20 protein-coding genes and 1 tRNA gene are annotated in these 18,838 nt (G+C 72.4%); 6 read left to right on the top strand and 15 right to left on the bottom strand.

The window, feature by feature from the left end:
* Positions 1 to 48: 48 nt before the first annotated feature.
* Positions 49 to 2,442 (bottom strand): M4 family metallopeptidase, encoded by a 2,394-nt coding sequence (locus FHX32_RS07450; RefSeq protein ID WP_167180039.1) that lies wholly within the window; start codon positions 2,440 to 2,442, stop codon positions 49 to 51.
* 177 nt (positions 2,443 to 2,619) lie between these two features.
* On the opposite strand from FHX32_RS07450, the gene FHX32_RS07455 reads away from it, so the two are divergent.
* The gene (locus FHX32_RS07455) at positions 2,620 to 3,147 is read left to right on the top strand and encodes a protealysin inhibitor emfourin (RefSeq protein ID WP_167180040.1); all 528 of its coding nucleotides are present in this window, start codon (positions 2,620 to 2,622) and stop codon (positions 3,145 to 3,147) included.
* Positions 3,148 to 3,200: 53 nt separating this feature from the next.
* Here the strand turns inward: FHX32_RS07455 and FHX32_RS07460 are convergent, their stop codons facing one another.
* The 6 genes from FHX32_RS07460 to FHX32_RS07485 form a co-directional block, all read right to left on the bottom strand.
* Positions 3,201 to 3,830, bottom strand: coding sequence for a histidine phosphatase family protein (locus FHX32_RS07460; protein WP_167180041.1), 630 nt, complete (start codon positions 3,828 to 3,830; stop codon positions 3,201 to 3,203).
* A 66-nt stretch (positions 3,831 to 3,896) separates the two neighbouring features.
* The gene (locus FHX32_RS07465) at positions 3,897 to 4,562 is read right to left on the bottom strand and encodes a DUF998 domain-containing protein (RefSeq protein WP_167180042.1); all 666 of its coding nucleotides are present in this window, start codon (positions 4,560 to 4,562) and stop codon (positions 3,897 to 3,899) included.
* Between the two features lie 3 nt (positions 4,563 to 4,565).
* The gene (locus tag FHX32_RS07470; RefSeq protein WP_088996327.1) at positions 4,566 to 4,985 is read right to left on the bottom strand and encodes a VOC family protein; all 420 of its coding nucleotides are present in this window, start codon (positions 4,983 to 4,985) and stop codon (positions 4,566 to 4,568) included.
* A gap of 35 nt (positions 4,986 to 5,020) precedes the next feature.
* Positions 5,021 to 5,422 carry a helix-turn-helix domain-containing protein gene (locus FHX32_RS07475; RefSeq protein WP_486480951.1) on the bottom strand — a complete coding sequence of 134 codons (402 nt, stop codon included), beginning with the start codon at positions 5,420 to 5,422 and terminating at the stop codon, positions 5,021 to 5,023.
* A 188-nt stretch (positions 5,423 to 5,610) separates the two neighbouring features.
* Positions 5,611 to 6,063 (bottom strand): GNAT family N-acetyltransferase, encoded by a 453-nt coding sequence (locus tag FHX32_RS07480; RefSeq protein WP_486480952.1) that lies wholly within the window; start codon positions 6,061 to 6,063, stop codon positions 5,611 to 5,613.
* A gap of 265 nt (positions 6,064 to 6,328) precedes the next feature.
* Positions 6,329 to 6,736: a nuclear transport factor 2 family protein gene (locus FHX32_RS07485; protein WP_167180044.1), complete on the bottom strand. Its 408-nt coding sequence runs from the start codon at positions 6,734 to 6,736 to the stop codon at positions 6,329 to 6,331.
* 129 nt (positions 6,737 to 6,865) lie between these two features.
* On the opposite strand from FHX32_RS07485, the gene FHX32_RS07490 reads away from it, so the two are divergent.
* Positions 6,866 to 7,705 (top strand): helix-turn-helix transcriptional regulator, encoded by an 840-nt coding sequence (locus FHX32_RS07490; protein WP_167180045.1) that lies wholly within the window; start codon positions 6,866 to 6,868, stop codon positions 7,703 to 7,705.
* Between the two features lie 5 nt (positions 7,706 to 7,710).
* Here FHX32_RS07490 and FHX32_RS07495 read toward each other — a convergent pair whose 3' ends face one another.
* The 4 genes from FHX32_RS07495 to FHX32_RS34440 all read right to left on the bottom strand — a co-directional run bounded on the left by FHX32_RS07495 (position 7,711) and on the right by FHX32_RS34440 (position 10,201).
* Positions 7,711 to 8,046 (bottom strand): sigma factor, encoded by a 336-nt coding sequence (locus tag FHX32_RS07495; RefSeq protein WP_167180046.1) that lies wholly within the window; start codon positions 8,044 to 8,046, stop codon positions 7,711 to 7,713.
* 225 nt (positions 8,047 to 8,271) lie between these two features.
* On the bottom strand, positions 8,272 to 9,219 hold the full coding sequence (locus FHX32_RS07500) for a CU044_5270 family protein (protein WP_167180047.1): 948 nt from the start codon (positions 9,217 to 9,219) through the stop codon (positions 8,272 to 8,274).
* Positions 9,212 to 9,826, bottom strand: a complete 615-nt coding sequence (locus FHX32_RS07505) for an RNA polymerase sigma factor (protein WP_167180048.1) — start codon at positions 9,824 to 9,826, stop codon at positions 9,212 to 9,214. Before FHX32_RS07505 ends, FHX32_RS07500 begins: the two co-directional genes overlap by 8 nt.
* Positions 9,827 to 10,012: 186 nt before the next feature.
* Positions 10,013 to 10,201 carry a hypothetical protein gene (locus FHX32_RS34440; RefSeq protein WP_208417984.1) on the bottom strand — a complete coding sequence of 63 codons (189 nt, stop codon included), beginning with the start codon at positions 10,199 to 10,201 and terminating at the stop codon, positions 10,013 to 10,015.
* A 106-nt stretch (positions 10,202 to 10,307) separates the two neighbouring features.
* On the opposite strand from FHX32_RS34440, the gene FHX32_RS07515 reads away from it, so the two are divergent.
* The gene (locus FHX32_RS07515; protein ID WP_486480953.1) at positions 10,308 to 11,003 is read left to right on the top strand and encodes a DMT family transporter; all 696 of its coding nucleotides are present in this window, start codon (positions 10,308 to 10,310) and stop codon (positions 11,001 to 11,003) included.
* A 7-nt stretch (positions 11,004 to 11,010) separates the two neighbouring features.
* Here FHX32_RS07515 and FHX32_RS07520 read toward each other — a convergent pair whose 3' ends face one another.
* Entirely contained in the window at positions 11,011 to 11,853 is an 843-nt protein-coding gene (locus FHX32_RS07520; protein ID WP_109898065.1) for a transposase family protein, read from the bottom strand.
* A gap of 399 nt (positions 11,854 to 12,252) precedes the next feature.
* Positions 12,253 to 12,326 (bottom strand) — tRNA-Thr (locus FHX32_RS07525).
* A 343-nt stretch (positions 12,327 to 12,669) separates the two neighbouring features.
* Between FHX32_RS07525 and FHX32_RS07530 the strand changes: the two genes are divergently transcribed.
* Entirely contained in the window at positions 12,670 to 13,761 is a 1,092-nt protein-coding gene (locus FHX32_RS07530) for a sn-glycerol-3-phosphate ABC transporter ATP-binding protein UgpC (RefSeq protein ID WP_167180049.1), read from the top strand.
* Between the two features lie 59 nt (positions 13,762 to 13,820).
* On the opposite strand, the gene rlmB is transcribed toward FHX32_RS07530, so the two are convergent.
* Both rlmB and cysS read right to left on the bottom strand, forming a co-directional pair.
* Positions 13,821 to 14,951: a 23S rRNA (guanosine(2251)-2'-O)-methyltransferase RlmB gene (gene rlmB / locus FHX32_RS07535; RefSeq protein WP_167180050.1), complete on the bottom strand. Its 1,131-nt coding sequence runs from the start codon at positions 14,949 to 14,951 to the stop codon at positions 13,821 to 13,823.
* Positions 14,951 to 16,366 carry a cysteine--tRNA ligase gene (cysS, locus tag FHX32_RS07540; RefSeq protein WP_167180051.1) on the bottom strand — a complete coding sequence of 472 codons (1,416 nt, stop codon included), beginning with the start codon at positions 16,364 to 16,366 and terminating at the stop codon, positions 14,951 to 14,953. Before cysS ends, rlmB begins: the two co-directional genes overlap by 1 nt.
* A gap of 64 nt (positions 16,367 to 16,430) precedes the next feature.
* Between cysS and FHX32_RS07545 the strand changes: the two genes are divergently transcribed.
* Together FHX32_RS07545 and FHX32_RS07550 are read left to right on the top strand one after the other, a co-directional pair.
* Positions 16,431 to 17,210 carry an IclR family transcriptional regulator gene (locus FHX32_RS07545; RefSeq protein ID WP_486480954.1) on the top strand — a complete coding sequence of 260 codons (780 nt, stop codon included), beginning with the start codon at positions 16,431 to 16,433 and terminating at the stop codon, positions 17,208 to 17,210.
* A gap of 236 nt (positions 17,211 to 17,446) precedes the next feature.
* Positions 17,447 to 18,664: an IS110 family RNA-guided transposase gene (locus FHX32_RS07550; protein WP_167180052.1), complete on the top strand. Its 1,218-nt coding sequence runs from the start codon at positions 17,447 to 17,449 to the stop codon at positions 18,662 to 18,664.
* Positions 18,665 to 18,838 lie beyond the last annotated feature (174 nt).

Below are 18,838 nucleotides of genomic sequence, written 5' to 3' on the forward strand. Positions count from 1 at the left end.
GTGGCCGCCGGGCCCGCCGTGGTCAACCGGGCTGGCGTCGCCGCCAGGTCAGCTGAGGTAGACCGCGGTGTCGTCGAGCACGAAGGAGGTCTGCAGCGAGGCGTCCTCGGTGCCGGTGAACTTCAACGTGACCGTCCGACCGGCGTACGGGGCCAGCGAGAAGGTCTTCCGGTCGTACCCGGTGGCGCGGTCCAGGTTCGAGTACGTGGCCAGGGTCGCCAGCACCGTCCCGGTGGAGCCGATCACCTGCACCCGCAGCGTGTCGTACGCGGTGCCGATGTTGGTCTCCGCCGAGTCGATGTGCAGCCAGAAGCTGAAGTTGTACGACGTGCAGCCCATTGGCAGGCTCACCGTCTGGGTGAGCATGTCGGTGTGCGCGCTGCCGTACCCACCCAGCCAGGCGCTCCAGCTGCCGCTGTGGGCGGGCTGCCGGGTGCCGTGCTTGCCGATCACGCCGGTGGTCTGCGCCCAGCCGGTGGCGCCGTACTCGAAGCCCGGGTTGGTGAGCTGCTGCCCCGGACTGGTGCAGCTGCCACCGGAACCGCGCACGGTCAGCGTGTAGCTGGTGCTCCGGGTTACCGAGCCGGCACCGTTCACCCGCACGGTGTAGACGCCGGGCGGGGTCGCGGCCGTGGTGGTGATGGTGAGGGTGGACGAGCCGCCGGAGGTCACCGAGGCCGGGCTGAACGAGGCGGTGGCGCCGCTCGGTAGGCCGGTCGCCGACAGCGTCACGGTCTGCGCCGAGCCGCTGGTGGTCGTGGTGGCGACGGTGGTGGCGACTGAGCCGCCCGGGTCGACCGCGCCGGCGGTCGGCGACAACGTGACGCCGAAGTCGCTTCCGGTGGAGCAGGTCGCGTCGTTGCCGGCCACGTTCACCGCGGTCCACGCCGCCTGGACGGCCCGGTACTCGGCGGAGCAGCCGCCGTACAGGTCGGTCGCGGCCCGCAGGGTGTACGCCCGCGCGGTGTTCGCCGGGTTGGTGGGGTTCACGTACGACGTGTTGGAGGTGAAGTACACGTCCAGGGCCCGGAACCAGATCTTCGCCGCCTTGTCCCGGCCGATGCCGACCATCCCGGGCGCGCCGCCGCAGACCGGCGAGGTGCCGTACGCGGTGCTGCCGGTGCGCTCGGCCAGGTTGAAGAAGAAGTGGTTGGCCACCCCGGACGAGAAGTGCACGTCCTTGTTCTTGGTGGCGGTGGACCAGCAGCGGTCGGACCAGCCGTCCAGCGCCGGGTCGTACATGTACCGCAGCGGGGTGCCGTCGAGGTTGATGTTGATCTTCTCGCCGATCAGGTAGTCACCCGGGTCGGCTGTGGTGTTGGCGTAGAACTCCACCATGGTGCCGAAGATGTCGCTGGTGGCCTCGTTGAGGCCGCCGGACTCGCCCGCGTAGGTCAGGCCGCCGGGCACCACGTTGTCGGTCACCCCGTGGGTCATCTCGTGCGCGGCCACGTCCAGTGAGACCAGCGGCGAGACGTTGGCGTAGCCGTCGCCGTACGTCATCCGGGCGCCGTCCCAGAAGGCGTTGTCGTAGTTCTGGCCGTAGTGCACCCGGCTGGGCACACCGCGCCCGTCACCGAAGATGCCGTTGCGGCCGTGCACGTTCTTGAAGTAGTCGAACGTCTTCGCGGCGCCGAAGTGGGCGTCGATCGCGGCCGACTGCCGGTTGGCGTTGGCGCCGCTGCCCCAGGTGTTGTCCGCGTCGATGAACGCGGTGCAGGTCGACGTGCCGTTGTTCATGTCGCAGGTGGAGCCGTTGCCGTGCGCCGGGTCGATGAGCTGGTACACGCTGCCGGTCTGGGTGGTCTCGACGCTCACCGAGCCGGCGTAGAGGCTGTGGCCGGTGCCGGAGACCGACTCGATCTCGTCGTACGTGCCGATCAGCTTGCCGGTGGTGGCGTCGGTGACGACGTGCAGCCGGGACGGGGTCTGCCCGTCCGCGGCCCAGCCGCTGACCACAGTCTCCCAGGCCAGCCGGCCGGTGCCGGAGCTGGCGTCCACGAAGAGTTCCGGGGCGCCGACCGTGGTGACCTTCCCGGTGAACCGGGCACGGGCGGCCTTCTTCGCGGTCGCCGCGGAGACCTTGGCGGTGGTGCCTAGGGTCAGCGGGGCGGTCAGGCCGACCGAGGAGCCGGCGTAGCCGCCACCCGGGGCGGTGTGGATGACGAAGTCCCCGCCGTGCACCCGCAGCCCCCGGTAGGTCCGGGTGTAGCGGACGTGCGCGCTGCCGTCGGCGTCCACCTTGGTGCGGTACACCTGGTAGGACTCGGCGCTGCCGCCCCGGACGGCGCTCGGGTTGGCGCGCAGCGCGGCCGCCGCGCGGGCGACCGGGTTCGGCACGGGCGCGGGCGCGGGGGCGGGTGCCGCCGTCGCCGGGGTGGCGACGGTCAGCAGACCGCCGGCGAGCAGAGCCACGCTGACGGCGGCAAGGGGTCTTCTCACGTGCCCTCCTGAGCGGGGGTGGTGTGACGTGCGTGGTCGCGGATGTGGGCGCGGCGACGAGTAGATCAGAAGAGGGGGAGGCCGCGCCGCCCCGGACACCGGCCGTGCCGGCGGAGAACCGGGTGACGGGAACCGCGCCGCGCCGCCACCCGTCCGAGTGGCATGAGACCAGCCTCGATGACCGGTGTCAAGATCGCGTTGGTCACCGTGCTGCTCACCGGCTGCTCGGCGGCCGAGCCGTCCCGCCCGAGCGCGGGCCGCACCGGTGGAACCACGCCGCCGGCCGGGCCCACCACGCCCGGGACGGTCACCCCGACCGGGACGGTCGCGCCGGCTCCGAGCGGGACGGTCGTCGCACCGACCGCCGGCCGGATCGTGCTCACCCGCACCGGCGGTTTCGCGGGGCGCGGCGACACGGTCACGGTCGAGCCGGACGGCCGGTGGACGGCCGTCGACCGGGCCGGTTCGCGGCGTACCGGGCGGCTGGACCGGGCCGACCTCGACCGGCTGCGCCGGCTGGTCGCCGACCCGCGACTGCCCGCCGAAGCCGGCCGGGCCAACGTCGACACCGCGTGCCGGGACGCGTTCACCTACCGGCTGACCGTCGGCACCGTCGAGACCGGCTACGTCGACTGCCCGGCCGACGGCGCCCTCCCGGAGGTCACCAGCTCGGTGGTGGCGTTGCTGGAACGGGCCACCGGATGACCGCCGTCGGCCACCGGGCCGGCGACGGCGCGCCCTCCGGCGCCGTCCGCCGCTCAAACCCGGTACTCGGCGGGGAGGCCGGTGGCCCGCAGTTCCGGCGGCAGGTGGGCGACGTCGTTCACCGCGATCAGGGTCGGCGGTACGCCGTCCCGGTAGCGGATCACCGTCAACCCGCAGTTGTGCGCGTTGAAGCCCAGCCAGCGCCGCTCCGGGGCGTCCAACGCGTGCCGGACGAACCAGGCGATCAGGAAGGTGTGGGTGACGATCAGTTCGCGTCGGTCGCCGTCGGCCGGCGCGGTGGCGAACCGGCGCAACGCCGCCGCGGTCAGTCGCGGCCCGTCGGCCCGCTCGGCCGCGCTGAAGCCGGCCAGGAACCGGGCGTACGCCTCCGGCAGCCCGGTCGGGTCGGTGTCGTCGGGCACGTGGTCGCCGACCTCCTCCGACGCGTACACCGGGATCCCGGGCAGGGCGGCGGCGACCAGCTCGGCGGTCTGCGCGGCCCGGGGCAGCGGGCCGTGGTGCACCGCGTCGAACGGCACGCCACGCAGCCGCTCGCCGAGCAGCGTCGCCTGCCGGCGGCCCCGCGCGGAGAGCCCGGTCTCCGGCGGGTCGACGCCGGGCGGGGTCTGCGGAGGACGGTCCTGCTCGCCGTGCCGGGCCAGGTAGAGCAGGCGGGTCGCCATCGCGGTCCCCTCACACGGGTCGGGAGGCGCGACGGGTGCCGCGCCTCCCGATCATGGCGGACGCCGTCAGCCCGTCCGCAGGGCCCGTACCAGGGTCGCCGACATCCAGACCCAGCCGACCACCGCGGCGGCCCCGAACCCGAGCATCGCGACGGGGTTCCCGGCGGAGACCATCAGGGCCACCCAGGCCACCGCGAAGTACCCCCCGCTGGCGACGCTGTACGCCGCCCAGCCCCGCTCGCCCTGCCGGGCGAACCGGCGCCCGGCGACCAGGCAGGCCCCGATCAACGCGGTGAAGGCCAGCACGCCGGCGCCGAGGTGCGCCAGGCCGTGCCAGCTCACCTCGCCCGGGCCGGCCGGCGTACCGGCCGGGAAGCCGTCCAGCGGGTCGGCCACGAAGACGCCGGCGAGCACCATGCCCAGGCCGTACTGACCGACGAGCCAGGGGGCGGTACGCGGCCCGAGGCCGGGATGCGGCACCCGGCGCAGCGCGGCCGCCGCGCCGAGGCAGAGCAGGCCGGCCAGGACGAAACTGCCGATCTGGATCCAGCCCAGGTCGCCGGTGCTCAGCACACTCACCGGGTGTCGCCGGAAGTCGAAGCCGTCCCGGGTCAGCCCCTGCGCCAGGGCGGCGGCCACCCAGAACGGCCCGGCCAGCGCGCCGCCGGCCAGCAGCGCGCGATCCCAGGTCGCCCGGTCCACCGGCCGGGCGCCGACGGTCACCTCGCTCATCGGTCAGCCCTGCTCGTGCATCTGGCCGATGCGGATGTGGTTGCCGAACGGGTCACGGATGCCGAAGTCGATCCCGTACGGGCGGTCGGTCGGCTCGTCGGTGATGTCCACGCCCTTGGCGACCAGGTCCGCGTACGTCTTGTGCGCGTCGTCGGTGGTGAGGAAGAGGGAGCCGCCCATCGCGCCCTTGGTGAGCAGTTCCCGGACCTGCTCGGCGGTCTTCGGGTCCAGCCGCGGCGGGCCGGGGGTCTCCAGCAGGATCTCCCGCTGCCGGTCGCCGGGGACGTTGACCGTCAGCCAGCGCATGAAGCCGAGGTCCGCGTCGGTGTGCACCTCCATGCCGAGCTTGCCGACGTAGAAGTCGAGGGCCTCGTTCTGGTCGAGGACGTAGATCTGGGAGCGGGTCAGGGCGTTCATCGTCATGCCGACGACCCTAGAAGAACGCTCTGACCTGCTGCTTATCCAAAACTGCTGGGCCTGGTCCAGGCCTTGGTGAAGCAGGTCGGCACCGCCGCGGCGGGCGAGGTCCGCCGGCGGTACCCGGTGGGCGACTCGCCGACGATCTGCCGGAACGTCCGGCTGAACGTGCCCAGGCTGCCGAAGCCCACCGCGTAGCAGATGTCCGTGACGTCCCGGTCGGTCTGCACCAGCAGGTACATCGCCCGCTCCACCCGCCGACGCTGGAGGTAGCGGTGCGGGGTCTCGCCGAAGGTGGCCCGGAACGTCCGGATGAAGTGCGCCTCCGACACGTGCGCGATCCGGGCCAGCGCGGGGATGTCCAGCGGCTGGTCGTACGACCGGTCCATGGCGTCCCGGGCGCGCAGCATCGCTCGGTTCGACTCCTCGACCGCGCGACTCACCGGGCTCCCTCCGACCGGAGCCAGGATATGCCGCCGCCGCGGCCTTCCCGAGGTCACCGGCGCCTTTCCCGCGTCCGCCGGCGTCCTTCCCGACGCGACCGCCGCCGCTGCCCGGGGTCGCGGCCGGGTTTTTCGCGGCCGGGGTAGGCACGGGCCGACAGCCGCCGCGGGTCAGCGCGGGGCGGCCGTCACTCCGGCTGCCAGCGGAGCCACCGCTGGTCGTGCTGGAAGCCCAACCGCTGGTAGAAGCGGATGGCCCGCTCGGTCGAGTGGACCGTGACCTGCTCCAACTCCAGCTTCGCGGCCTCGGCCAGCACGGCCTCCAGCAGCATCGCACCGACCCCGGCGTCCCGCAGCTCCGGCACCACGTACACCGACTGGACGTCGCCGCTGCGCCGGTGCCGCCGGACGGGAGTCGGCACCCGGTCGGCCACCATCAGCCACGCCATGCCGACCGCCTCGCCGTCCACCTCGGCGAGGAAGGACAGGTGGCTGGAGCTGTGCTCGGCCGCCCAGGCGGTGAACATCGCCACGAAGTCGGCCCGATCCGTCCCGGTGTAGCCGCGTTCCTCGGTGACCCGCCGCCACCGGAGACCGGCCAACGCCGGGGCGTCCGCCGCGGTCCCGCTACGTACCGTCACCCGCACCCGACATCCCCCATCCGCCCTCCACCGGTCGAGTCGCACCGTATCCGTTCCCGGCCCGCGACCGTTGCCCGGCCCGAGCGGCGGCTCCGGGCGACGCCGGCCGGGCACCCGCCGCGAACGGGTGCCCGGCCGGCTTGCGGAAGCGCCCGCCGGCCCTTCCCGGCCGCTCAGGCGCACCTCCGGTGTGTCCGCGGACCGGTTGGCGTCGGCCTCCACGGTGCGCCGGGCGGACCGGCGGCGGGCACGGCCCCGGCAGGAGTCAGTCGTGCGCGTGCGGATCGAAGCCCTCGGGTGCCCGGTCCAGGAAGGCACTGACCGAGCTGATCCGGCCGTCCTGGTCGAACGCCAGCACGTCGGTGCCGGCCGCGAAGGGCTCCGCCGCGCCGACCTCGATCTCCCAGCGCAGCCGGGCGCGGTCGTGGTGGATCTGGGGCTCCTCCCGGCCACGGAACGCCACCGTGCCCATGTGCTGCGCGAACCGGTCCCGGAAGTCGATCAGCGCCTGCCGGCCGGTGAGAACGCCGACCGGTGCGTGGTACTCGATGTCGTCGGTGAAGGTCGTCGCGGCGATGCGCTGCTGCTCCTCCGGCGTCCCGGCGTTCCAGAACCGCAGGTAGCGCTCGACGGTCGCCTCGTGCTGCCGCGACGGTGCGGTGGTCTCGGTCATGGCTCTTCCTCTCGTCCCGATGGGTGGCACGGCGTCGGCCACACCTGAGACCCTGCGGCCGGGGACCGGTCCGCGTCGATTACCCGCGGGGTCATTGCCCCGGGTACGCCAGCAGGGCAGGCTTGCCACGTGACCAACACCGAACCGGTCGGGGTGCTGGTACGGCGCTGGCGGGAGCGCCGGGGCCGCTCACAGCTCGACGTCTCGCTCTCGGCCGAGCTGTCCGCCCGGCATCTGAGCTTCATCGAGACCGGGCGCGCCAACCCGAGCCGGAGCATGATCGAGCGGCTCTGCGACGAACTCGATGTGCCGCTGCGCGAGCGCAACGCCTTCTACCTGGCCGCCGGGTTCGCCCCCGTGCACACCGAACGCGCGCTCACCGATCTCGGCGCGGCCCGGGCGGCCATCGACGCCGTACTCGCCGGTCACGAGCCCAACCCGGCACTGGCCGTCAACGTCCGTTGGGAGCTGCTGACCGCCAACCGGGCCATGACGGCGTTCCTGCACGGCGTCCCGGAGGAGCTGCGCACACCCCCGGTCAACGTGCTGCGCGCGACCCTGCACCCGGACGGCCTGTCCCGGCAGATCCGGAACCTCGCCCAGTGGCGTACCCAGCTGCTGCGCCGGGTCCGCCGGCAGCTCGCCCGCACCGCGGCGGCGGGCCTGGCGGAGCTGCTGGCCGAGCTGGAGGCGTACCCGGTGCCGCGGGAGCCTGCCGCGAGCACCGGCGCCCGACCGGTGGACGACCTGGTGATCCCGATGCGGCTGGCCACCGAGCACGGCGAGCTCGCCCTGCTCTACACGACGACGGTGTTCGGCTCGCCGCGGGACGTGACGCTCGACGAGATCTCCATCGAGACGTTCTTCCCGGCGAACCCGGAGACGGCGCAGATCCTCCGGAGCATGTCCGCTGCCCCGCCCGTCCCGACGCCGGACAGCCCGCACCTCGCGCGGACCGCGAACCACTGAGCGTTTCAGGTCCTACCTGCCGCCTGGTACCGGATGGCCAGCTCGGTGGCGAGCCCGTCGAGCCAGGGCCGAGCGTCGGCCTGGGCGATGTCGAACCGGTTCCGAAGACGGAACGCCGCGAGAAAGGTCTCGGCGACGAGTTCGTCCGCTGCCGGCACACCCAAGCGTCGTGCCAGGCGACGATGGACGCGCCGCGCGTGCCGGTCGATGATCGCCGAGAAGAGTTCGGGATCCTCCGCGGACCAGGCGATTATCTCGGCGTCGGTCAATGCGCCGCCGTCGACGGCCGCCGTCCGCCCGCGCCCGAGGCGCCGGGTGGGCCCCGCACCGAAGAGCGTCATCGGTTCCTCGCATCCCATGGCTGGACAGTTGACGTGTGGGTGCCGGCGGCGCGGGACGCGCCCGCGGCTGCCCGACCGGACCGGGACGGGTGCCGGCGCATCCGGTGCGGTTCGGCCAGTGGTGTCACGACCTGCTCGGCGCGGCCCGGTCGGGCGCGCGCCGGGCCTCCTCGTGCTGCGGAGACCCGGCGAACACGCCGGGACGACCGGCCGCTGTGCCGGATGTCAGACCGACTGGCCGACTCGGTCGACGACGGCGACGGCCAGCACGGCCGACCCTCCGGCCGGCCCGCCCACGCCGAGGAAGGTGTGGGTCTCGGGGTGGAAGACGAGCACCAGCTCGCCGGCGCCGCCCGTCGATGGCCAGGTGATGCCGATGCCCGGCCGGCCCGCGGCGTCCGTGGCGGACGGTACGGCCTGCAGGTCCGGCATCGTCGCCGCGGCCTGGTAGAGCGCGGCCCGGGTCCGGGGGCGCAGGTAGCTGTCGGTGAGGTGGTGGAGGACGTCCTTTCCGAGGGCGTTGGTGTCGCCGGTTTCCCCGCTGGCATTCTTCGCCAGGAAGGCCCGCATCGCTGCGGCGTCGGTGGGCAGGTCGGCGCGGTAGGCGGGTTCCGGGGTGCACGGCTCGGTCTCGCCCGGAACCACCCGGTTGCCCTTCACCGCCACCGCCCGCCCGTTCCGGCAACCGGGAACGATGACCTCGGTACGGCCGGCGGCAGCCGTCTCGATGATCAGACCGTCCCGCGTTCCGTCCACCGACCTCCAGCTCTCCCGCAGCTCACCCCCCTCCTGGGAGCGGACGTAGACGAACTGGTCCGGCCGGGGATCGACATCGGGCATTCGCAGCGCGGCGGCCGCCGCGTTCTGCAGCACCTGGGTGGCATCGGCCCGTGCGGGTGGCGTGCTGCCGCCGATCCGGTCCGGTGCCAGCACCAGCACCGAGGCGACCGCCGCCGCCAGACCCGCCGCCGCCACCCCGCTGAGCACCAGCCGCCAGGCCGGTCGTCGCGAGCGGGGAGGCGCCGCAGGCACGGTGGACACCGCGGGTGCCGAGGACTGAGCGGCCGTCGCGGCCAGGACGGCCGCCAGCCGGCTGCGGGCCGGCATCAACCGCTCGGGCGCCGGCAGCCCGGTCTCGTCGCCGAGCTGCTGGAGCAGTCGCATCTCATCCATTTCCCAGTACCTCCTCGATCGTGCTGGCCGATGCGTCACCCAACCGCTCACGGAGCAGCGTGCGGGCTCGGTTGAGTCGTGATCGCACGGTGCCGACCGGAATCGACAGCGCGGCGGCGACCTCCTCGTACCGGAGTTCCTCCCAGGCGATCAGCAGCAACACGTCCCGATCTCCGTCGGAGAGCCTGGCCAGCGCCTCGAGGAGGGGCCGGCGAAGTGATTGCGCCGCCACCACGGTGGCGACCCGGTTGGCGTGCGAAGCCTCGCTCGTCGCGGGGACGTACGCCTGCCGCAGCCGGTGCTCGCGTTCCTCGTTCCGCCGATGCTGGCCGACGATCCTGGTGGCGATCCCGTACAGCCACGGCCGCGCGTCCGGATGGGTGGTGTCGAAGCGGTCCCGGCGGCGGAAGGCCGCGAGGAACGTCTCCGCGACCAGGTCGTCCGCGGCCGGCACACCGAGGCGCCGGGCCAGGTAACGGTGGATGTGCGGCGCGTGCCGGTCGAAGATCGCCGAGAAGGTCTCCGGATCCCGCACGGACCGCTCGATGATCGCTGCGTCCGTCAGCGCACCGACATCGGCGTCCAACGTTGGTCTGAGTTCTCTCACGCAAGGCCCCTCGCGGAGTAGGGAAGCATCACCTGTTATCCGCACCCCGCGGCAGGACGGTTCACGGGCGGCCACCGACGACAACCCTGACCGCCCTGCGGCACTCGACGCCCGTCCCCGTCCGCACGCCTGCTGGTGCGGAGCGATCACGGCCACGCCCGACGCGCGCCGGACCGCGTCCACCGCTCAGGCGGCGTGCCCGGCGCCGGCGAGGAGAGCTTGCGCCTGGTCGCGGGCTTGGCTGATGGGGTCCGGAAAGATGTTCAGGCCGTGGGCGACGAGCGCGCCTTCGTGCAACAGCATGAGCGTGCGGCCCAGCTGGTCGGCTCCGTCCGGGGTGATGCTGTCGGCGAGGCAGGTGAACAGGGCGAGCATCCACTCCTTCTGCCCGGTGATGATCGGGTAGCGGGGTGGGCCGGATCGCTGATTTCGGCGTGGGCGTTGACCATGCTGCACCCCTTGGAACTGTTCTCCGCCGACCATGCCAGTGAGGCGTCGAAGACGGCCAGGACGCGCGCCGCCGGCGCCCGGATTCATCGGGGCCAAGCTCGGCGCGGGAAGTGCCGACGCGGTCACGATCCTGATGTGGCGGTTCCTGCCACTGACCGCCATCCTGATCGTTGTCGCCGCCGCCGTCGCCAGAAGGTCGTGGCGGGGGCTCACCCCAAGGGACGTGACCCGGCAGGCCATGATCGGCGTCCTGTCGCAGAGCGGCTATCTGCTCAGCGTCTACTACGCGATCCAACTCGGGGTCTCCAGCGGCGCCACGGCTCTGATCGACGGCGTTCAACCCCTCGTCGCCGGGGCGCTTGCCGGACCGCTGTTGCGTCAGTACGTCTCGGGTAGACAATGGCTCGGCCTGTGCCTGGGGGTGAGCGGCGTAGCCATCGTCACCATGGCCGATGCGACGGCCGGCACCGGCGTGGCCTGGTGGGCCTATCTCGTGCCGTTCGTCGGCATGTTGACGCTGGTGGCGGCCACGTTCCTGGAAAGCCGCTCCAGCACGCAAGTCGCACCCGCGGTGTCGCTGACCGTCCACTGCGCCACCAGTGCCCTCATCTTCACCGCACTCGCCGTGCGCACCGGGGCGGCACAGCCTCCCGCTGAGCTCTCGTTCTGGGTCGCGATCACCTGGCTCGTAGCCCTGTCCACCTTCGGCGGATACGGGCTCTACTGAGGTGATCTCAGCAAGGTTGGGGCTGACGGTCGTATAGCAATGTGGTGAGCACGAGGGCACTGCGGGCGATCTCTCCGATGGTCGTCGGGCTGGCGGTGACGTGTTGCAGCGCTTTCCAGCCGCGTTTGAGCAGGGCGAATCCGCGTTCTCCGGGTGCGCGTTGGGCGCGCAGCAGGGTGTTGTAGGCGCGGTTGTCGGCCGCGAGCGCCCGGCCGTCTGCGGGCTGCTTGTATGGCGTGTGGATTCCCTGGCCAGCGCCTTCGTAGCCGGAGTCGGCCAGGGTCGGCAGGTGCAGTTGGGAGGCGGCCCAGCAGGCCGCGGCGAGGATCTGTTGCTGCTCGGCGCAGGTGAGGTCGTGCAGATGGCCGGGCATCACGTCGGAGACCCAGATCGGTGCCCCGTCGGGGCGCATGAATGCCTGGATGTTGCCTCCCGGCCGGCGGTGTTTACCGGAGTACCAGGCGTCGATCTGTTTGCCCTTGACGCTGGTGGTCGTCTCGGCGCACCGGTCGGTGCCGATCAGCGAGCCGTCCAGGATCACGTACGCCCAGCCGGCCTCGGCGACTTGCTGGAGTGCTTCGTGTAGGTCGGGTGCCTGGGCGGCGAGCACCCGCCGTCCCTCAGCGACGTAGCGGTAGCCGGTGGCCCGCGAGACGCCGAACCCGGCCGCCAGCAGTTCGATGTTCTCGTTCTTGCGGAACCAGACCAAGACCAGCAGCGCCTGCTTTCCGCAGCTCAACGCCCGGGTGCCGCGACGGGTTCCCAGCGCCCGCCGCTCGGCGGCCAACAGCCGGGACAGGTGGGCCACCAGTTCCTGGGGCACGTCGACCATGGCACGATAGGCAATCACGTGGAGTCCTCGGGTTGATGGATCTTGTGGTGAGAACTCATCTACCGTGGGCTCCACGCCCGTTTCCAGCAGCACCCGTATCGTCCGGCCTCGTCCGTGTCGCACCAATCAACACATTCGCGTTGCTGAGATCACCTCACTGGCTCATCCTGAGGCGTTCCGGAGTCGCCAAGGTCAACACGCTCATGTTCCTCATGGCCCCGGTCACGGCCCTCTGGGGAGCCCTCATGTTCGGCGAGCCGTTCGGTCCGCAGACCGTTCTCGGCCTGGTCGTCGGCCTCGCGGCGGTCGCCATCGTCTATCGCGGTGACACCTCATCCACCGAGCCGAGCCGTCAGATAGCCGCCCGACCGCCTTGTCCTGGTGGGCCGGGCGGCTCGGCTGGTGAGGTGCTGAGAGAGCCCCCGGCCGGGATCGAACCGGCGACATCTCGCTTACAAGGCGAGTGCTCTGGCCAGCTGAGCTACAGGGGCGTGTCGCGTCCTGGTCAGCATAGCGACTGACGTCCGAATATCCCGCTCGGCAGGCCTTGCGAGCACGGGAAACGTCAACATCCCGACGGTCCCCGACCACTCTCGCGGCGATTGATGTCCGGACGTGCCCGACTGACCGTGATGCGGTATGCCGTCGATCCCATCCGTCGACGCGCGCCTTGGCAGCGCCGCCAAGACCGTTTACCGTGCAGTGACACGGACGACCCCCGACCACCCCTGGTGACCGGCACGTCGCCCGTTGGCCGGCACGGCACCGTGCCGGTCGCTCCTCTTCACTCGGATCGTCCGGCACGTTCCTGCCGGTGAAAGGAAGCGCTCCACCATGGCTACGGTCACCTATTCGAAGGCGTCCCGGATCTACCCGGGCACCGAGCGCCCCGCCGTCAACGCCCTGGACCTGGAGATCGGCGACGGCGAGTTCCTCGTCCTGGTCGGCCCCTCCGGTTGCGGCAAGTCCACCAGCCTGCGCATGCTCGCCGGCCTCGAGGACGTCGACGAAGGCTCGATCTACATCGACGACCGCGACGTCACCCACCTGCCGCCGAAGGCCCGCGACATCGCGATGGTCTTCCAGAACTACGCCCTCTACCCGCACATGACGGTGTACGAGAACATGGCGTTCGCCCTGAAGCTCCGCAAGACCTCGAAGTCGGAGATCGACCGGCGGGTCAAGGAGGCGGCCGCGCTGCTCCAGCTGGAGGAGTTCCTGGGCCGCAAGCCGAAGGCGCTCTCCGGTGGTCAGCGCCAGCGGGTCGCGATGGGCCGGGCGATCGTCCGCGAGCCGCAGGTCTTCCTCATGGACGAGCCGCTGTCGAACCTCGACGCCAAGCTGCGCGTGCAGACCCGTACCCAGATCGCCTCGCTGCAGGCCAAGCTCGGCGTCACCACCGTCTACGTGACGCACGACCAGGTCGAGGCGATGACCATGGGCCACCGGGTGGCGGTGCTGCTCGACGGTGAGCTCCAGCAGGTGGACACCCCGCGGGCGCTCTACGACACCCCGGCCAACGTCTTCGTCGCCGGCTTCATGGGCTCGCCGGCCATGAACATCAAGACCGTGCCACTGAACGACTCGGGCGCCGCGTTCGCCGAGATGAACATCCCGCTCACCCGGGAGCAGGTCGAGGCGGCCCGGGCCGAGGGCGGCGACGGCAAGGTGACCGTCGGCTTCCGCCCGGAGGACTGCGACCTGGTCAGCCCGACCGAGGGCGGCATGCCGGTCGTGGTCGAGCTGGTCGAGGACCTGGGCTCGGACGCGAACGTGTACGGCCACGCCGCGCTGGGCGGCGCTTCCGAGCGCTTCGTCGTCCGCACCGACCGCCGGACCATGCCGAACATGGGCGACACCGTGTTCGTCAAGCCGCGCGAGGGCCGTACCCACGTGTTCAACGCGGCCACCGGCAAGCGGATCTGACGTACGACCGAAAGGGGCGGCCCGCCGATCGGCGGGCCGCCCCTTTCGTCTGTCGTGGCTCAGCTGACGGATCGGCGGCGCGCCACCTCGGCGAGGGTGACGGCCGCGGCGACGCTGGCGTTGAGCGACTCGACCTCGGAGACCATCGGGATGCTCACCGTCAGGTCGCAGGTCTCCCCGACCAGCCGGGACAGCCCGCGGCCCTCGGAGCCGACCACGACGACCAGCGGGCCGACCGCGGCCTCCAGGTCGTAGAGGTCGGTCTCGCCGTCGGCGTCCAGGCCGACAACCACGAACCCGGCGTCCTGGCAGGCCTTCAGCGACCGGGTCAGGTTGGTCACCTGGGCGACCGGCACCCGGGCCGCCGCGCCGGCGCTGGTCCGCCAGGCGGTCGCGGTGATCCCGGCGGCCCGCCGCTCCGGCACGAACACGCCCTGCGCGCCGAAGGCGGCGGCGGACCGGATCACCGCGCCGAGGTTGCGCGGGTCGGTCACCCCGTCCAGCGCCACCAGCAGCGGGGCGGTCTGCTCCAGCGCCGCGGCGACCAGGTCGTCGAACGGCTCGTACGCGAACGGCGGGACCTGGAGCCCGACGCCCTGGTGCAGCACGCCGCCGGTCATCCGGTCCAGTTCGGCGCGGCTGACCTCCAGGATCGCGATGCCCCGGTCGGCGGCGGTGCGGACGATCTCGTTGACCCGGTCGTCGATGTCGATGCCCTGCGCGGTGTAGAGGGCGGTCGCCGGCACCTGGGCGCGCAGCGACTCCAGCACCGGGTTCCGGCCGACCAGCAGCTCGGGGCTGTCCTTGGCCGGGTTGAACTTGCGCCCCGGCGCGACCCGCGGGCCGCCCCGGCCACCGCCGGCCTTGCCACCCCGGCCGGCCGCCCCGCGACCGCCCGTCGGCACGCCCCGGCCACCACCCTTGCCCCAGGTGGTGTCCTTCGTGCCGGGCTGACCGATCTTCGGGGCGCGCCCCTCCTCGGCGGCCGCCCGGCGCTCCTTCTCCTGCTTCCAGGCGGTGCGCTGGGGCAGCTTCTCGGTGCCCGAGTACGCCTTGTGCCAGGGCCGCTCGTCGGCGGGCAGGGTACGGCCCCGCCCGGCGAGCGATTCCCGGTTCTTGCCGCCGGAGCCCTTGGGGGCGCCAGCCTTCGGTGTCAGTCGCCGGCCACGGCGCTGCGAGTTGCCGGCCATCAGTCCTGCTCTCCAATAGTCCAACGGGGGCCCTGGGGGGTGTCCTCGACCACCACGCCGGCCTGCTTGAGCTGGTCGCGTACCGCGTCGGCGGCGGCCCAGTCCTTGCGGCCGCGGGCCTGCGCGCGCTGCTCCAGGGCCAGCGCGACCAGTGAATCCACCACGCCCCGCAGGTCGTCGGCCCGGCCACCACCGGTCCACGCCGGGTCGAGGGGGTCGACGCCGAGGATATCCAGCATGGCGCGGACAGCGGCGAGCGTCGTGCGGACGGTCACATCGTCGCCGGCGGTCAGCGCGGTGTTGCCGTCGCGGAGCACGGCCTGGAGCACGGCCAGCGCGGCGGAGGTGTTCAGGTCGTCGTCCATGGCCGCCACGAACCCGGCCGGCAGCTCACCGAGCTGGCCGGCGCCGACCCGCTCGGCGGCCCGCTGCACGAAGCCCTCGATCCGCCGGTACGCGGTGGCCGCCTCGCGCAGCGCGTCCTCTGAGTAGTCGATGAGCGAGCGGTAGTGCGCGGCGGCGTAGTAGTAGCGCAGCTCGACCGGGCGCACCCCGAGCGAGTCCACGTACGCCAGGTCGAGGGTGTTGCCCAACGACTTGCCCATCTTGGCCCCGCCGATGCTGAGCAGGCCGTGGTGCACCCAGTAACGGGCGAACGGCAGCCCGGCCGCCTGGGACTGGGCCAGCTCGTTCTCGTGGTGCGGGAAGGTCAGGTCGAGCCCGCCGCCGTGGATGTCGAACTCGGCCCCGAGGTAGCGCCAGCACATCGCCGAGCACTCGATGTGCCAGCCCGGCCGGCCCCGCCCCCACGGCGACGGCCAGTAGGCGTCGGCCGGCTCCTCGGGCTTGACGCCCTTCCAGAGCGCGAAGTCCCGCGGGTCGCGCTTGCCCCGGTCGGGAGCGTCGCCGGCGGGCTGCATGGCGTCCGGCGACTGGCCGGACAGCGAACCGTACGCCGGCCAGGAGCTGACGTCGAAGTAGACGTCACCGGAGCCGTCGAGCGCCGGGTAGGCGTGCCCGTCGGCGATCAGCTTGGCGATCAGCTCGTGCATCTCCGGGATGTGCCCGGTGGCCCGCGGCTCGTACGTCGGCGGCAGCACGTTGAGTTCCCGGTACGCCGCGGCCAGGATCAGCTCGTTGACGTACGCGATCGACCAGAACGGCCGCTCCTGCTCCGTCGCCTTGACCAGGATCTTGTCGTCGATGTCAGTCAGGTTGCGGATGAAGGTGACCTCGAAGCCGGAGGCCAACAACCAGCGGCGCAACACGTCGTAGCTGACCCCGGAGCGAAGGTGGCCGATGTGCGGCGGCGCCTGGAGGGTGAGACCACACAGGTAGACCCCCACCTTGCCGGCTTCCCGCGGGACGAAGTCCCGCACCGATCGGGTGGCGGTGTCATACAGGCGTAGCGTCACCGTACAAGGGTAGCCGTCCGGGCGGTTCCCGGGTTGGCCGGAGCCGGGCCGTACGCTGCGTGCTGTGGACACGGCGGCGCGACCCGGCGAGCCCGGCGACCTGACCACCCGGCCGGGCGGCCGGGCGGGCGGCCGAGCCGCTCCGGGTGCGACGCCCGGTCCAGGCCAGCCCGGCGAGCGTCCCGCCCCGGCACCGGTCGACCGGGCGTCCGGCGGCGGGGAGACCGCGCAGACCCTGGACCGGGGGCTGCGGCTGCTGCACCTCGTCGCCGACGTGCCGGGCGGGCTGACCGTCACCGAGGCGGCGAACCGGCTGGGCATCGGCCGGGCCGCGGTCTACCGGCTGGTCGGCGCGCTGACCGGGCACGGCATGCTGCGCCGCGACGGGGAGGGCCGGCTGCGCCTCGGCGCCGGGGTGCTGCACCTGGCCCGGCGGGCCCAGCCGCTGCTCGCCGAGGGTGCGCTGCCCGCACTGCGCCGGCTCGCCGAGCAGGCCGGCGCCACCGCCCACCTGACCGTCGTCGAGGGCGGCGAGGGGGTCGCCATCGCGGTGGTCGAGCCGAGCTGGACGTCGTTCCACGTCGCGTACCGGACCGGGGCCCGGCATCCACTGGAGCGCGGGGCGGCCGGGCGGGCCATCCTCGCCGGCCGGTCGGGCGCCGCCGGCCCCGTGAGCAGCGCGGGCGAACTTCAGTCCGGGGCGTACGGCGTGGCCGCCCCGGTGCTCGGGGTGCCCGGCCTGGAGGCGAGCGTCGGAGTGGTGGCGCTGGCCCCGCTGGACACCGACGCGGTCGGCGTCCAGGTCCTCGCCGCCGCCGAGGCCATCGCCGCCGCCCTCGCCTAATGGGAGCTGTCGGGTGAGCCGTTGGCAGACTCGACACCGGTAGCCGCGGGTGGGTGAGCACTCCCCTCGCCTGGACTTGGAAGTCCTGGGGTCAGAGCGTGCCCCCGCTCGTGGTCGGGAGAGGAACGGCTGATGGGGTGTCGTGCCCGCCGCTGCGCGTGAGCACTGGTCCATTAGGCCGCCGGGCTCTTCCGTGGGCTGCCGAGAGTGGTCGGTGTGGTGAAGCGGAGGCGGGTGTGCTGTTCGTCGGGGACGACTGGGCAGAAGATCATCACGATGTAGAGGTGCAGGACGAGCGCGGCCGGACGTTGCGGGCCGTGCGGCTGCCCGAGGGTGTGGACGGCGTGGCTCGTTTCCATGACCTGGTGGCCGGGTTCTTGCCGGAGGATGCCTCGCCGGCGCAGGTGCTGGTGTGTATCGAGACCGACCGTGGCCCGTGGGTGCGGGCGCTGGTCGCGGCCGGCTATCAGGTCTACGGGGTCAACCCGAAGCAGGCCGCCCGGCATCGGGAGCTGATGTCGATCTCGGGCGCCAAGAGCGACAAGGCCGACGCGCGCACCCTGGCGGACATGGTGCGGACCCGCCGGCACCAGCTGCGGCAGGTCGCCGCGGACTCCGACATCGCCGAGGCGGTCAAGGTCGTCGCCCGGGCCCACCAGACGCTGATCTGGGAACGCACCCGGCACACGCTGCGGCTGCGGGAGTACTTCCCCGCCGCGCTGCAGGCATACGAGGTCCTGACGCTCACCGGTTCGGACACCCTGGAACTGCTGGCCAAGGCCCCGACACCGGCTGCGGCGGCCAAGCTGACCGTGGCGCAGATCAGCGCCGCACTCAAACGGGCCCGCCGACGCGACATCCCCACCAAGGCGGCAGCGATCCGGCAGGCACTGCGCACCGCGCACCTGGGCCAGTCCGAGATCGTCACCGGCGCATACGCGGCGACCGTCCGGGCCACAGTGGCAATCCTGCAGACCCTCAACACCGAGATCCGCACCATGGAAGGCCAGGTCGAGGCCCATTTTGGCCAGCACCCGGACGCTGAGGTCTACCTCAGCCAGCCCGGCATCGGCGCCATCCTCGGCGCCCGGGTGCTCGCAGAATTCGGTGACGCTCCCGGCCGCTACACCGACGCCAGATCCCGCAAGAACTACGCCGGCACCGCACCCATCACCCGCCAATCCGGCAAAACCAAAACCGTCCACGCCCGGTTCGTGCACAACGACCGACTCGTCGACGCCCTGCACATGCAGGCCGGCGCCGCGATCCTGCACGACACCGCCGTCCGTGCCTACTACGACGAACTCCGCGCCCGCGACGTCAGCCACCCCGCCGCCCTACGCCAGATCGGCAACCGCCTCGTCGGCATCCTCCACGGCTGCCTCAAGACCAACACCCATTACGACCAAGCCACCGCTTGGTCACACCGAACCGCCCTACCCACCGCTGCTTGACACCTCAGCTCCTGGGGTGTCTGACCCGCCCGCCCCGGGCGGCTTGATCCGGGCGGCTTGATCGACTCCATAACCCCGGCATGGGGTATCCCGCCGGCTCGGACACCGCCACGTCGGCGAACCGGAGTCGATCTCCCATACCACGGTCGGGACCGCCCAACGTGGTTGTCCACC

It is taken from the genome of Micromonospora sp. CNZ280 (assembly GCF_011759515.1).

Coding starts and splice junctions, on each gene's coding strand:
- FHX32_RS07455 (WP_167180040.1), top strand. CDS start 2,620: ATGACCGGTGTCAAGATCGCGTTGGTCACCGTGCTGCTCACCGGCTGC.
- FHX32_RS07460 (WP_167180041.1), bottom strand. CDS start 3,830: ATGGCGACCCGCCTGCTCTACCTGGCCCGGCACGGCGAGCAGGACCGT.
- FHX32_RS07465 (WP_167180042.1), bottom strand. CDS start 4,562: ATGAGCGAGGTGACCGTCGGCGCCCGGCCGGTGGACCGGGCGACCTGG.
- FHX32_RS07470 (WP_088996327.1), bottom strand. CDS start 4,985: ATGACGATGAACGCCCTGACCCGCTCCCAGATCTACGTCCTCGACCAG.
- FHX32_RS07485 (WP_167180044.1), bottom strand. CDS start 6,736: ATGACCGAGACCACCGCACCGTCGCGGCAGCACGAGGCGACCGTCGAG.
- FHX32_RS07495 (WP_167180046.1), bottom strand. CDS start 8,046: ATGACGCTCTTCGGTGCGGGGCCCACCCGGCGCCTCGGGCGCGGGCGG.
- FHX32_RS07500 (WP_167180047.1), bottom strand. CDS start 9,219: ATGGATGAGATGCGACTGCTCCAGCAGCTCGGCGACGAGACCGGGCTG.
- FHX32_RS34440 (WP_208417984.1), bottom strand. CDS start 10,201: ATGCTCGCCCTGTTCACCTGCCTCGCCGACAGCATCACCCCGGACGGA.
- FHX32_RS07515 (WP_486480953.1), top strand. CDS start 10,308: ATGCCAGTGAGGCGTCGAAGACGGCCAGGACGCGCGCCGCCGGCGCCC.
- FHX32_RS07530 (WP_167180049.1), top strand. CDS start 12,670: ATGGCTACGGTCACCTATTCGAAGGCGTCCCGGATCTACCCGGGCACC.
- rlmB (WP_167180050.1), bottom strand. CDS start 14,951: ATGGCCGGCAACTCGCAGCGCCGTGGCCGGCGACTGACACCGAAGGCT.